This is a genomic window from Nocardia sp. NPDC004718 (assembly GCF_053601535.1).
The window spans coordinates 74,607-88,234 of record NZ_JBSGCA010000030.1; the positions used below are offsets into that span (position 1 = coordinate 74,607).

Genomic DNA, 13,628 nt, shown 5'->3' on the forward strand with positions numbered 1-13,628 from the left:
GTCGGTGCCAGGGTACGAGACACGCCGCCCGGACATCGTTTTCGGCCCGGTTGGCTGCGGGATCGGCGTTCGTGCCGCAGAGTCGAATTCGACGCAAGTCCGGCCTGCGAAATCTGGTGGCCGCGGCGGATCGGGAGGGCACCATGATTCACGACACCTCACGCGGCGACCTACGCGCCCGGCCTCGCCCGGATCGGCTGCGGCCGCCGCTGGAGCGGACGTTCCCGGCGCCGCTGACGATCGAGATCGGCGCGGCGACCGGAGCGGGACCGACCGCCATGTCGGCATTCGACGCGGCGCTGCGCGGTCTCGGCGTGGGTGAGGCGAACCTGATCCGGTTGTCGTCGGTCATCCCGCCGCGCGCCACCGTCGAACGGATCGGCCGGGTACGCAAGCCGATCCCGTGGGGTGACCGGCTGTACTGCGTCTACGCGGTGCGGCACGCCTGCGAACGCGGCGCGACCGCCGCGGCGGGCATCGGCTGGGCGCTGCGCGACGACGGCTCCGGGGCCGGATTGTTCGTCGAGCACGAGGCCGAGACCAGCGACGAAGTCGCCGCCCTGATCCGCGCCAGCCTGGCGGACATGACCCGCCACCGTGGCGACGGTTTCGGCCCCGTCCAGTTGTGCACCGTGGACGCCGCCTCCGACGGTGACCCGGCGTGCGCGCTGGTCCTCGCCGCGTATCACACCATTCCGTGGGGTCCGCGATGAGCGAGATCACCGTGACCGTCGAGGCGGCGGTTCCGGAGGAACGGATCGCGATGTTCCATCGCTTGTACGAGGAGGCGTTCGGCCCGTTGCGCGCGAAGGCCATCGCACGGCAGGTGCTGCACCCCGAGGAGTTCCGCGAGGAGATGGTGGATCCCCGCGTGCAGAAGTACGTGGCGCACGCCGACGGCGAGCCGATCGGCGTCACCACGCTGACCAGGCATCTGGAGACCGTGCCGTGGATCAGCCCGGACTATTTCGCGGCCCGCTATCCCGAACACGCGGCGCGCGACGCGATCTACTACGCGGGTTTCACCCTTGTTGCGCCAAGTGCCCGCCAAGGGGCGGCGTTCCATGCCATGATCAAATCAGTTGTCCAGATATTGGTTGCCGAGCGCGCCGCGGTCGGTTGGGACATCTGCTCGTACAACAACACTCGGTTCTCGTTCGCCGACAGCATCAGGGCGGTGCTCGACGAACAGGCGAACGTCGAAGTCGCGGTGGAGGATTCACAGATCTATTACGCGGCCCGGTTCACCGGGGATGGAGCGACCAAGGGGGGCTGATGACACCCAGTGAACAGCCACAGATCAGCTGTCGGCGCGGCATCGGATCGGGCTGGTACGCGGTACTTCTGGGGGGAAGCGGGGCCGCGATCGCGGTCCATCTGGCGCTGGACTCGCACGTGGCGGCGTTCGTGACGATGACGATCATCGTCGGCGCGACCCTCGCCATGATCGCGGTCGGCGTGCGCACGCACCGGCCCGCGCACCCGTTGCCGTGGTATCTGCTGTCCGGCTCGGCGGTGCTGTTCGCCACCGGCACCACGCTGCGCGACATCGGCGACCACGCGATCCATCCGCTCGACGACGCGTTCACTCTGCTCGGTTATCTCGGCGTCGGGCTCGCGGCGCTGATCTGGTTGTGGCCGCGCCAAGTGCACGGCGATTACGACCTGCTCCTGGACTCGGCCCTGATCGGGCTCGGCGCGCTACTCGCCTCATGGACCTTCCTCATCTCCCCGATCCTGCAATCCACCACGACCGGGCTGGACGCGCTGGTGGCGGCGACCTACCCGGTACTCGACGCGCTGCTGCTGACCTTGGTTGCGCACTCCATGGCGACCTCCACGCGCGCGGAGACCTCGCTGTGGTTGCTGCACGCCGGACTCGTCGCGGTACTGCTCGGCGACTTGGGCTACAGCCTGGAGACCGCCGGCGCGACCGTGTTCGGGCGTGAAGTGCTGCTGGCTCCCCTGCTCGCCGCCTACGCCACCGTGGGCGCCGCGGCGCTGCACCCGACCATGACCACGCTCGGCACGCCACGGCACATCCACCCGCACCACTCCAGGCAGCGCGCCAGCCTCATCGCGATCGCGCTGATCGTGGCCTCACTGGTGCCGGTGGTCGGGTCGAGCCTGCGCCCGCTCGATCGCGTGGTGGTGTCGTCGCTGTTCGGGTTGCTGCTGATCGGCATGCTGGTGCGCAGCGAGCGCGCCATCGTGCGCAGCGCCCGCAGCGAGCGGCGCGCGCAGTACCAGGCCGACCACGACATACTCACCGGATTGCTGAATCGGGCCGCACTGCTGCGCGCGCTGCGGCAGCGCGGCGAACAGTGGGCCGAGCAACCGATCTCGCTGCTGTTCATCGACCTCGACGGCTTCAAGCGGGTCAACGACAGCTACGGGCACGCCGTCGGCGACGAACTCATCTCGACGGCGGCCGGCCGGATCCGGCGAGTCGCGCGCCACGAGGACGTGGTGACCCGCTACGGCGGCGACGAATTCGTCGTACTCGCCCGGCTCGCCCGGCCGGAGGCCGCCGTGCTGGCCGAACGGCTGCTCGGCGCGTTCGTCCGGCCGTTCGGGCTGAGCGCCGGGGAGATACCGATCACCGCGAGCGTGGGCGTGGCGTGCGTCGGTCCGCGCAGCTCGGACACCGACGTGCACGGCCTGCTCCGGGACGCGGACGCGGCCATGTACCACGCGAAGCAGTACTCGCTCGGTTACGCGTTCCATGACGACGTGCGGCACACGCCTCCCGGCACCGAGCGACGGATCTGGCGCACGGCTGCCCGATCCGCCAGTCCCGCGGTGTGACTCAGTCGCTCAGCTCGTTCAGCAGGCGCTTGGCCTCCTCGAGCTCGGCCTGTAACTGCTGCACCTTGGCCTCCTGCACCCCGCGCAACGCGTCCAGGACGCCCGCGACCACCTCGGCGACCTCCGGGTGCAGGATCTTCGCCGCCTGCGCCACCGTGGAACCGGCCACCGGGAGACCGCGCAGGGTGCGCTTCTTCCCGCTGACCACGTCGATGGACCACTCGCCGTCGGCGGTGCCGGTGAGCGTCACGGTGACCTCGGGCGCCTTGGCCTTGCGGGCGGCGGCCGCTTTGGCCGGTTTGGGCGCCGCGGCCTGCTTGGCCGCGTTGTCGGCTCGACTCGCTTCTGCGGCCGCCGCGGGCTTCGGGGTGGCCGCGGGCGCGGGTGCGCTCGGCCGCGCGGGCTCGGTCGTGGTGCTCGTCGTGGTCGACGACTGCGTCACAGGGGATTCCTTCCGTGTTGTCGACTTCTGCTGGGCGGTGGCGCCCGCCGCCCCTCGCGGCGGCTTGGTCAAGGTCACCTCGGTGGGAGAGAAGGACAGTACATCCTTCGATCCGGTCGGCCGGACCTGGAGGAAGTCACCGTCGGCAGGATCGCCGAGCGCGATCACCTTGCCCGAGCGCCCCTCCGGCACGCCGACCGCGGCGGAGGTGAACCACACCATGGGCGGGCTGCCACCGGCTATGTCCGCGGCGATCTGTTGAATCTCGCTGTCCGACAAGGGCTGCGGCTTGGTTCGTGGGGACGACATGGGTAACTCCGAGCGATTTCGTGGTTGGCTGCGTGCACAGATGATGCCGCACGGCGCCGACAGATTCGCGGGCCACCGTCGAATAGGGGCGGCAGAGGGTACCGTTCACAGATCCAGCGAACAGCGGGCAACACATGCCGTCACCCTGCGGACAGCCCCCCATAGACCGCAACGCTTCGGCGTCCTATGCGAGAAAAGCAGTGCTGGAGACCTTCTCGCACCTCAACCGGCCCGACGTCACCGACTGGCCCGCCCAGGAAGGTCGACTGTGCCCGACAAGCCCGGTCAACTCGCGTCCGTCGGCGCGCGCAGCGCCGGAAACCAGATATCGGTGAGCACTTCGACGGCTTGCTCCACCGAGACGTCGATGGTGCCCTGCATCGCCCATCGGGTGAAGAACCGCTCCAGTTGCGCGACGAGCAATTCCACGCGCAACCGCGCCTCGTCACGTCGGTCGGCGGGCCACGCCGCGAGGTAGGCGGTCATCGCGTTGGGCAATGCGAGGATCCCGTCGCGGGCGATCTCGCGAAACTCCGGTTCCAGCGCGGTCGCCTCGTCCCAGGCGGGCAGCAGGTCTTTGTACTTGTGGAACCACTCGATGGCGCGGGTCATCCAACGGGCGAACTCGGCGCGCGAACCGGTCTCCAGCACCCGGTCGAGGTCCTGATAGGAGTGCAGCACGGTGGGCAGGGTGCCCTGCTGGGCGATCGCGCGCAGGATCTCCTGTTTCCCCGCGAAGTGCAGGTAGAACGTGGCGCGGCTACAACCGACGGCGGCGACGATGTCGTCCACCCGCACCGCCGCGTAGCCGCGGGTGGCGAACAGCTCCTTGGCGCCCTCCATCAGCCGGACCCTGGTCTGCTGCTTCTGCTCGTCCCGCAGGTTCGCGCTCGCGTTCGTACGCATGGTGAACAGGTACCTCGTATCCGTGAAAAGAGGGACTGACGTGCGGTTGACGCCGCCCGAGTCTACGCGGGAACGGGAGCGATGGACAGTGCGTCACTCACTAGACACCATGTCTACCGAGTGTTACTTTGTTGCCTACGTCACTCCGGCGCGTGAGCCGCACCGGACGGTTCGGCCGTCACCGACGACGGCCTCCAGCACGAGGACAGTGAATGGACGTCAACCGCACTCCCCCGCGTCTGCGTGATCGGAGCGGGTCCCTCCGGGATCACCGCCGCCAAACGCCTGAACGATTACGGCATACCGTTCGACTGCTACGAAGCGTCCGACGAAGTCGGGGGCAACTGGTACTTCAAGAACCCCAACGGCATGTCGGCGTGCTACCAGAGCCTGCACATCGACACGTCCAAGTTCCGTCTGGCCTTCGAGGACTATCCGGCGCCCGACGAGTGGCCGGACTTTCCCCACCATTCGCAGCTGTTCCAGTACTTCCGCGACTACGTCGACCATTTCGGCATCCGCGACCGGATCGTGTTCGACACCAGGGTGACCGCCGCCGAACGCGGGACGGACGGCCGCTGGCTGATCAGCACGAGCGACGGGAGCACCGAGGACTACGACGCGCTCATCGTCTGCAACGGGCACCATTGGGATCCCCGCCTTCCGGACTACCCGGGCGAATTCGACGGCACGCTGCTGCACAGCCACGCCTACAACGACCCGTTCGACCCGGTCGACATGCGCGGCAAGCGCGTCGTGGTGGTCGGCATGGGCAACTCCGGCCTGGACATCGCCTCCGAGCTGTCGCAGCGGTTCATCGCGACGAAGCTCTACGTCTCCGCCCGGCGCGGGGTCTGGGTACTGCCGAAGTACGTCAACGGCAAGGTCGGCGACAAGCGCTCGATGCCACGGTGGATGCCGCCGAAGCTGGGCCTGAGACTCAAGCAGCGTTTCGTCCGCAAATTCCGCGGCAACATGGAGGACTACGGTCTGCCCAAGCCCGACCACCTGCCTTTCGAGGCGCATCCATCGGCGAGCGAGGAGTTCCTGCACCGCGCGGGCTGCGGCGATGTCACGTTCAAGCCCGCGATCACCGCGCTGGAAGGTTCGCGGGTGCGCTTCGCCGACGGCAGCGCCGAGGAGGTGGACGTGATCGTCTGCGCCACCGGTTACCGCATCTCCTTCCCGTTCTTCTCCGATCCGGAACTGCTGCCCGACAGCGACAATCGCTTCCCGCTGTTCAAGCAGATGGTGAAGCCCGGCATCGACAACCTGTTCTTCCTCGGACTGGCCCAGCCGCTGCCCACGCTGGTGAACTTCGCCGAGCAGCAGAGCAAGCTGGTCGCCGCCTACCTGACCGGCCGCTACCACCTGCCGCCCGCGGAGGAGATGCGGGCGGCCATGCGGTCCGCGGAGTCGGCCAGGTCGGGGCGCTACTACGACTCGCCCCGGCACACCATCCAGATCGAATTCGAACCGTACGTGCGGGACATGCGGCGGGAGCTGGCGCGCGGCGCGAAACGCGCCGCCGCCGCGGGAAACGCGCTGCCGGTTCCCGGCCGCACGCCCGAACACGTGTGAGGCGGCGATGACCACTACCACGGGCACCACCACTGCGGGATTCTGCGCCGAACGATTCGCGCGGGTCCGCGCGGAACTGGAGACCCGGCTCGCCTCCGGCGACGAACTGGGCGCATCGATCTGCGTCACGGTCGACGGCGAAACGGTCGTCGACCTCTGGGGCGGCTACCGCGACCGGGAACGCACGCAGCCGTGGACCGAGGACACCTTGGTCAACGTCTTCTCCATCACCAAGACCATGACCGCGCTGTGCGCCCTGCTGCTGGTCGAGCGCGGCGAACTGGACGTGCACGCGAAGGTGGCCAGGTACTGGCCGGAATTCGCGGCGAACGGCAAGGGCGACATAGAGATTCGTCATCTGCTCGCGCACACCTCCGGCGTCTCCGGGTGGCAGCCGCCGATCGAACTCGCCGATATCTACGACGCGGAAGCCTCCGCCGCCCGTCTCGCGAGCCAGCCGCCGTGGTGGGAGCCCGGCACCGCCTCCGGCTACCACGCACTGGCTTACGGCCACCTGATCGGCGCGGTGATCCGCCGCGTCACCGGACGCTCGCTGGGCGAGTTCTTCGCCGAGGAGCTCGCCGGGCCGCTGGGCGCGGACTTCCACATCGGCACCGCGCCCGAGCGCCACGGGCGGATCGCGACCCTGATCCCGCCCGCCATGCCGGAATTCGACATGGCCGCGCTCGACCAGGAAAGCGTGCTGGTCAGGACGCTCACCAGCCCGCTGCTCGACATCACCGAGACGGCGAGCGCCGGGTGGCGGCAAGCCGAGATCGGCGCGGTGAACGGCCACGGCAACGCCCGTTCGGTGGCGCGGGTGCAATCGCTGGTGTCCTGCGGCGGCGAACTCGCCGGACGGCGGCTGCTGTCGGAGCGGACGATCGAGCTGATCTTCCAGCAGCAGTCCGACGGCGTGGATCTCGCACTTGCGGTGCCGCTGCGATTCGGCATCGGCTACGGCCTGCCGCAGCGGCAGACCGCCCCGGAGGTTCCCGACGGCCGGGTGTGCTGGTGGGCCGGGTACGGCGGCGCGATGGTGGTCAACGACCTCGACCACCGCACCACGTTCGCCTACGCCATGAATCGGATGGCGCCGGGGCTGATCGGCTCCGACCGCGGCGATGCCTATCTGCGCGCGACGTTCGCGGCGGTGCGCGGATGATGCGGGCACTGCAGCTCACCGAGCCCGGTGTGCTGGAACTGCGCGAGGTACCGGTTCCGGAGATCGGTCCCACCGATCTGCTGCTGCGGGTGGGCGCGGCGGGCATCTGCCATTCGGATCTGCACGTGCTGCACATCCCCTTCCGGATGCGCGAGGAGCCGTTGACTCTCGGCCACGAGATCGCGGGCACCATCGAAGCCGTCGGCGCCGGGGTCGGCGGCCGCCGGGCCGGCGAGCGCGGCATCGTGTACCTGTGCTGGTCGTGCGGGGTCTGCCGGGAGTGCGTCGGCGGCAACGAGAACGTCTGCCTCGCCGCGGGCCGCACCGCCATGCCGCCGTGCCCCGGACTCGGGCCGGACGGCGGGATGGCCGACTACATCCGGGTGCCCGCGAGTTCGTTCGTGCCGATCGGCGACCTCGATTTCGCGGAGGCCGCGCCGCTGGCCGACGCCGCGCTGTCGAGCTACCACGCCATCCGCGGCGCTCGTGATCGGCTGGGGCCGGGGTCGGCGGCGGTGGTCGTCGGGATCGGCGGGCTCGGCCACCTCGCGGTGCAGATCCTCGCAGCGACCACGGCGGCCGAGGTGCTGGCCGTGGACGTGAGCGCCGACAAGCTCGAACTCGCCGCGCGGTGCGGTGCGGCCGAGGGACTTCTCGCGGGCGACGACACGGCGAAGGAGATCCTCGACCGGACCGCAGGTCGCGGCGCGGACGCGGTGTTCGACTTCGTCGGCGTCGACGCCACCGCGCGGCTCGCGGTGGAATCGGTGGCGCCCAACGGGGCCTACCGCATGGTCGGCCTCGGCGGTGGCGCGCCGGAGATCACGGCGGCGCCCGCCACCGGCACGGGCTGGCCGTGGGGCGCCACGATCCGGAAATCCTACGGCGGCACCAGATCCGACCTGATCGACTCCGTGGCGCTGGCCACGGCGGGCAAGCTGCGCGCCGAAGTGGAGCGCTATCCGCTGGCCGACGGCCGCGCGGCCCTCGACCGGCTGGAGCGCGGGCTGATCACCGGCCGCGCCGTGCTGGTCCCGGAGCCGTGACGAATCAACCCTTGCGCAGTGACGAGGAAGTATCCGATATGACAAAAGCCATCGACCCGCAGACGTTCGTGGCACAGGCCGCGAGCAGGCTCACCGGACCCGGCGGTCGATTCGAGATGGTGGTCGAGGACGTGCTCGGCGCGCCGCTGCCGGTGATGCGCCATCGCAAGTCCTCGCTGCGGGAGGTACTCGTCGCCGCGACCGGGCACGGCGAACGGGACTATCTGGTCACCGCGGACCGCAGGATGTCGTTCGCCGAGCACGCCGCCGCGGTCGCGGCACTGGCCACGGCCCTGCGCGACCACTTCGGCGTCGGCAAGGGCGACCGCGTGGGCATCCTCGCCGCGAACACGCCCGAGTGGGTACTCACCTTCTGGGCGGCCCAAGCACTCGGCGCGATCGCGGTGGGTTACAACGCGTGGTGGGCCCCGCGCGAGATCGCCTACGGCGTCGAGCACACCAGCCCCACCGTGCTCGTGGCCGACGCGAAGCGCGCGGCGCTGGTGGCGGAACTGGATATCCCGGTCCCGGTGCTCACCATGGAACACGACATACCCGCGCTGCTGGCCGAATACCGCACCGACGACCTGCCCGACACCGAGATCGACGAAGACGATCCCGCGGTGATCCTGTACACCAGCGGCACCAGCGGCCGACCCAAAGGGGCGGTGCACTCGCACCGAAACCTGGTGGCGGTCACCGACTATCACGTCTTCAACGACGCGCTGGCCGCCGCGCTCACCGGGGCGGACGAACTGCCCAGCGGGCGGCGCTTCCTGCTCACCTCGCCGCTGTTCCACATCGCCAGCCTGCACAACCTGGTGGTTCCCCGGCTGGTCACCGGCGACGCGGCGGTGATCCACCAGGGCTCGTTCGACGCCGACCGGGTGCTGCGGCTGATCGAGGCGCAGCGGGTCACCAACTGGGGCGCCATGCCGACCATGGCGACCAGGATGCTCGAACTCGACCTGTCCGACTACGACCTGTCCTCACTGGCCGCCTTCTCGCTGAACTCCGCGCCGTCCTCGGCCGCGCTGCAGGAGAAGCTGCGCGATCAGCTGCCCGTCGCCCGCAACGCGCTGGTGACCAGCTATGGGCTCACCGAATGCAGCACCGCCGCGACGCTGGCGAGCCCGGCCGAGCTGGCGGCGTTCCCGGACACCGTCGGTCGTCCGGTCGTCGGGGTCACGCTGGAGATCCGCGACAGCGCGGGCAACGTGGTCCCCGACGGCGCCGAAGGCGAGATCTGCGTGCGCAGCCCTTACGTGATGCTGGGCTACTGGCAGAACGAGGCGGCGACCGCCGCGGCGATCACCGCCGACCGCTGGTTGCGCACCGGCGATATCGGGGTGCTGGAGGACGGCAGGCTGCGCTTGTCCGGGCGTCGTTCGGATCTCATCCTGCGCGGCGGGGAGAACGTCTATCCCACGGAGATCGAGCAGTGCCTCGAGGAGCATCCCGCGGTGCGCGAGTGCGCGGTGCTCGGGGTACCCGACGCCGACCTCGGACAGCAGGTCGCCGCCGTGGTCGTGGTCGAAAGCGCCACGGCGACCAGCGAAGAGGAGCTGCGCGCGTTCACCGCCGAGCGGCTCGCCTACTACAAGGTGCCCGCCCGCTGGCGGCTCACCACCACCGCACTACCGCGCAACGCGACCGGCAAGGTCATACGCGCCGATCTCGAGGTGTAAAGCCATGTACGACACCATCATCGCGAACGGCCGGTGGTTCGACGGCACCGGCGCGCCCTCGGCGATCCGGCACCTCGGCATCCGCGACGGGCGCGTCGCGACCGTCTCCGCCGACCCGATCGAGGACCCCGACTGTCCGAACATCGTGGACGCCACCGGGAAATGGGTGATCCCGGGCATGCTCGACATCCACACCCACTACGACGTGGAGGTGCTCCAGCATCCCGCGCTGACCGAATCGCTGCGCCACGGCATCACCACGGTCCTGCTGGGCTCGTGCTCGCTGTCGACCGTCCACGTCGAGGCCTCCGACGCGGGCGACCTGTTCGCACGGGTCGAGGCGATTCCGCGCAAGCACGTCCTCGCCGCGGTCGGCGAGCACAAGACCTGGCGCTCGGCGCACGAATACGCGGCCGCCCTGGAACAACTGCCGCTGGGCCCGAATGTCGCCGCGTTCATCGGGCATTCGGACATCCGCGCCGCGGAAATGGGTCTGGAGCGCGCGACCCGCAAGGACGTCCGGCCCGATGCCGCCGAACTGGCGGGGATGGAGGCGAAGCTGACCGAGGCGCTGGACGCCGGGTTCGTCGGCATGTCCTCCCAGCAGCTGCTGTTCGACAAACTCGACGGTGCGGTGTGCCGATCGCGCACCCTGCCGTCCACCTACGCGACCACCCGGGAACGGCGCAGGCTAAACGCCATCTTGCGCAGGCGCGGGCGGGCACTACAGGGCGGACCCGACGTGTCCCGCCCGCAGAGCCTGGTGACGATGGCGGCCGGTAGCCTCGGCCTTTTTCGCAAGCCGCTGAAGGTCAGCCTGCTCTCGGCCGCCGACCTCAAGGCCATTCCCGGCATCGCGTACCTTTTCCCGCTGATCGCGCGGGTGCTCAACGCGCTGGGCGGCGATTTCCGCTGGCAACACCTTCCGGTGCCGTTCGAGGTCTACGCCGACGGCATCGACCTCGTGGTGTTCGAGGAGTTCGGTTCCGGCGCCGAAGCGCTGCACCTCGCCGACCAAGTGGACAAGCGCCGGGAACTGCTGCGCGACCGGCAGTACCGGCGCCGCTTCCGCAAGGACTACGACAAGAAATTCGGTCCACGGGTGTGGCACCGTGATTTCTTCGATGCGCAGATCGTGGAATGCCCGGACGCGAGCGTGATCGGCAAGACCTTCGGCGAGGTGGGCGCGGAGCGCGGCGGCACGCACCCGGTGGACGCGTTCCTCGACCTGGTGGTGGAACACGGCGGCAAGGTCCGCTGGCGCACGACGATCTCCAACCATCGACCCGAGGTGCTCGATCGGCTGGCCGCCGACCCCGGCGTGCAATTGGGCTTCTCCGACGCGGGAGCGCATCTGCGCAATATGGCGTTCTACAACTTCGGGCTCCGCTTCCTGCGCCGGGTGCGCGACGCCGCGAACGCGGGCCGCCCGTTCCTGTCGCCGGAACAGGCGGTGCACCGGCTCACGGGCGAACTCGCGGACTGGTACGGCCTGGACGCCGGACATCTGCGTGTGGGCGACCGAGCGGACGTCGTCGTGCTCGATGCGGCTCGCCTGGACGATTCGCTGGACGCCTACCACGAATCCCCCATCGCCCCCTTCGACAACCTGTCGCGCATGGTGAACCGCAACGACGAGACGGTCACCGTGGTCTTGGTCGGCGGCGTGCCGGTATTCGGCGACGGCGCGCCCGCCGCGAAACTCGGCACCCGGCGGACCGGCCGTTTCCTGCGCGCGTCGACCGCCACCGGATAGTCCAACCGCCCGCTCGGTCCGGTCCGTCCACGTAAAATCGCTGCTACCCGGCGGTTCGCTCGCCGGTGGTTCGTAGGGAGTCAGCGTGGACGTATTCGAACATCGGGGCAGGTCCGTGGTCTTCGACCGCACGGGCAGCGGGTCTCCCGTCGTGTTCCTGCACAACGCGGGCACGCAACGTCGCATCTGGGACGACCAGGTCGCGGCGCTGCGCGACGAGCACGAGGTCTTCGCGCTCGACCTGCCCGGCTACGGGCAGTCCGACCAGCCCGCGACCGGCTACCGCCTCACCGATTACGTCGACATGCTCACGGCGTTCCTCGACGCCCAACGCGTCACCGACGTGGTGCTGATCGGCAACTGTCTCGGTAGCGCCACCTCGCTGCGCTACGCCATGGGTCATCCCGACCGGGTGCGCGCGCTCGTCCTGATCAATCCGCTCACCTTGGACACCGTGAGTTCGGGACAGTCGGCGGGCCTGGCCTGGCTGGACGCGCGGCTGCCGCTGGCGCCGCTGGCCCGCCGGATCAGCCTGCCGGACCCGGTGGTCTCGCTGATCGTGGGCAATCAGCTCGGCCCCCGCGGCCGGCGCCTGCGCACTCAGCACGAGCCGCGCGTGCGGGCGCACTGGACCGATCGGGGCAGGCTGCGAGCTCTGCACGGCTTGGTGCAGGATTTTCCGTCCTATCGCGCGTTGGACACCTTCGAGCCGCCCGCCGGTTTTCCGCCGATCTGCACTATCTGGGGGCGACGCAACCGCATCCTGTCGGCGAAGGCGGGCGGACGGCTGAACCGCAAGCTGCGCCCGCACACGGCGGTGGAACTACCGGACTGCGGTCATCTTCCGATGGTGGAGGCTCCGGAGCGGGTCGCATCGATCATCACCGGCTTCCTGGCCGCGACCGATGTCCCGGCGCGCGAGCAGTCCGGCGGCCGCTGAGCCGCACTCAGAGCGGAGCCATGGTCGGGCACAGTTCGGCGAAACTGGCCGAGCGCACTCCGCATCCGGCGCATTCGAACACCATGCCCATGTCCAGCATCCAGTGGATGCGGGTATGGCAGGTCTCGCAGAGGAAATCCACACCCGCCGGATGGCAGCAGGACCGTTTACGGATGAACCATTCCGCGCGGTGACGGCATGGCACGGAATCGAAGCGGAACGTGCACTTCGGCGCGGCGGGCAACTCGGCGACGACGGCATCGAAAGCCGTTGTGGCCGTATGGGTGTTCACAGCAGATACCTTCCGGCGGAGCAGGAGCGGGAGAACGAGCGGTGCGGCGGCGCCTTCACCCCCTGGATCGATCTTCCTCGATTAGCTGTTACCCGGATGAGTCCGCTTTCACACGGGCGGCGGACCGGCTTGTTTGGTCACGAGTCGCGCGGGAATCCGGATTGTGATGCCATCGAGGGAAGGGGTTCTGTCATGTTGTTGCGCCGACTCGCCCGGCCGCTACTGGCCACCGTGTTCGTGGTCGACGGGGTCGATACGCTGCGGCACCCGGACGAGCGGGTGAAGTCCGCGAACGCACTGCTGGAGCGGGGACACCGACAGCTACCCGCAGAGGTCGCCGCGAAATTGCCATCGAATCCGTCGACCGTCGTGCAGGTCAACGCCTTCGCTCAGGTGGGCGGCGGCGTCCTGCTGGCCCTCGGCAAGGCACCGCGACTGGCCGCTTTGGTGCTCGCCGCGACCGTCGTGCCCGCGGCCGTCACCGAGCAGGACTTCTGGAACGAACAAGATCCCGCCCGCAAGTCGGCGAAGCGCAACGCGTTCCTCAAGGATCTCGGGCTGCTCGGCGGACTGATGATCACCGCCGCCGACACCGAGGGCAAGCCTTCGCTGGGCTGGCGCGGCCGCAGGGCCGCGCGCGATGCCGCCGCCGCGGTGACCGCGGCGTTGCCGTTCGGCGCGGCCTCGGACACCGC

Annotated in this window: 13 protein-coding genes; 10 read left to right on the forward strand and 3 right to left on the reverse strand. The window is 69.4% G+C overall.

The genetic code is table 11. From position 1 onward, the window contains the following. The first annotated feature begins 143 nt into the window (after nucleotides 1-143). From ACWEH3_RS22760 to ACWEH3_RS22770, 3 genes are read left to right on the forward strand one after another with little or no spacing between them, the layout of a single operon-like run. On the forward strand, nucleotides 144-713 hold the full coding sequence (locus ACWEH3_RS22760; protein WP_450025437.1) for a pyruvoyl-dependent arginine decarboxylase: 570 nt from the start codon (nucleotides 144-146) through the stop codon (nucleotides 711-713). Continuing rightward, complete coding sequence (locus ACWEH3_RS22765) at nucleotides 710-1,276, forward strand: hypothetical protein (RefSeq protein ID WP_450025435.1); 567 nt, start codon at nucleotides 710-712, stop codon at nucleotides 1,274-1,276. The genes ACWEH3_RS22760 and ACWEH3_RS22765 overlap by 4 nt, the downstream gene beginning before the upstream one ends. Beyond that, on the forward strand, nucleotides 1,276-2,808 hold the full coding sequence (locus tag ACWEH3_RS22770; protein ID WP_450025433.1) for a diguanylate cyclase domain-containing protein: 1,533 nt from the start codon (nucleotides 1,276-1,278) through the stop codon (nucleotides 2,806-2,808). The genes ACWEH3_RS22765 and ACWEH3_RS22770 overlap by 1 nt, the downstream gene beginning before the upstream one ends. 1 nt (nucleotide 2,809) lies before the next feature. Here ACWEH3_RS22770 and ACWEH3_RS22775 read toward each other — a convergent pair whose 3' ends face one another. Then, nucleotides 2,810-3,559 (reverse strand): DUF6319 family protein, encoded by a 750-nt coding sequence (locus ACWEH3_RS22775; protein WP_450025431.1) that lies wholly within the window; start codon nucleotides 3,557-3,559, stop codon nucleotides 2,810-2,812. Between the two features lie 285 nt (nucleotides 3,560-3,844). Beyond that, a complete protein-coding gene (locus tag ACWEH3_RS22780) occupies nucleotides 3,845-4,465 on the reverse strand; it encodes a TetR/AcrR family transcriptional regulator (protein WP_450025429.1) in 621 nt (206 codons plus the stop codon). A gap of 243 nt (nucleotides 4,466-4,708) precedes the next feature. On the opposite strand from ACWEH3_RS22780, the gene ACWEH3_RS22785 reads away from it, so the two are divergent. From ACWEH3_RS22785 to ACWEH3_RS22810, 6 genes are all read left to right on the forward strand, one after another. Further along, nucleotides 4,709-6,046, forward strand: coding sequence for a flavin-containing monooxygenase (locus ACWEH3_RS22785; protein ID WP_450025427.1), 1,338 nt, complete (start codon nucleotides 4,709-4,711; stop codon nucleotides 6,044-6,046). A 7-nt stretch (nucleotides 6,047-6,053) separates the two neighbouring features. Next, a complete protein-coding gene (locus ACWEH3_RS22790) occupies nucleotides 6,054-7,211 on the forward strand; it encodes a serine hydrolase domain-containing protein (protein ID WP_450025425.1) in 1,158 nt (385 codons plus the stop codon). Next, a complete protein-coding gene (locus tag ACWEH3_RS22795) occupies nucleotides 7,211-8,257 on the forward strand; it encodes an NAD(P)-dependent alcohol dehydrogenase (protein WP_450025453.1) in 1,047 nt (348 codons plus the stop codon). Before ACWEH3_RS22790 ends, ACWEH3_RS22795 begins: the two co-directional genes overlap by 1 nt. 38 nt (nucleotides 8,258-8,295) lie before the next feature. Then, the gene (locus ACWEH3_RS22800) at nucleotides 8,296-9,945 is read left to right on the forward strand and encodes a class I adenylate-forming enzyme family protein (RefSeq protein WP_450025423.1); all 1,650 of its coding nucleotides are present in this window, start codon (nucleotides 8,296-8,298) and stop codon (nucleotides 9,943-9,945) included. A 4-nt stretch (nucleotides 9,946-9,949) separates the two neighbouring features. Next, nucleotides 9,950-11,701, forward strand: coding sequence for an N-acyl-D-amino-acid deacylase family protein (locus tag ACWEH3_RS22805; protein ID WP_450025421.1), 1,752 nt, complete (start codon nucleotides 9,950-9,952; stop codon nucleotides 11,699-11,701). 85 nt (nucleotides 11,702-11,786) lie between these two features. Further along, nucleotides 11,787-12,641, forward strand: a complete 855-nt coding sequence (locus tag ACWEH3_RS22810; RefSeq protein WP_450025419.1) for an alpha/beta fold hydrolase — start codon at nucleotides 11,787-11,789, stop codon at nucleotides 12,639-12,641. Nucleotides 12,642-12,648: 7 nt separating this feature from the next. Here the strand turns inward: ACWEH3_RS22810 and ACWEH3_RS22815 are convergent, their stop codons facing one another. After that, nucleotides 12,649-12,933, reverse strand: a complete 285-nt coding sequence (locus ACWEH3_RS22815) for a hypothetical protein (protein WP_450025417.1) — start codon at nucleotides 12,931-12,933, stop codon at nucleotides 12,649-12,651. A gap of 192 nt (nucleotides 12,934-13,125) precedes the next feature. On the opposite strand from ACWEH3_RS22815, the gene ACWEH3_RS22820 reads away from it, so the two are divergent. Beyond that, a partial coding sequence (locus ACWEH3_RS22820) for a DoxX family protein (protein WP_452358383.1) occupies nucleotides 13,126-13,628 on the forward strand: 503 nt, incomplete at its 3' end.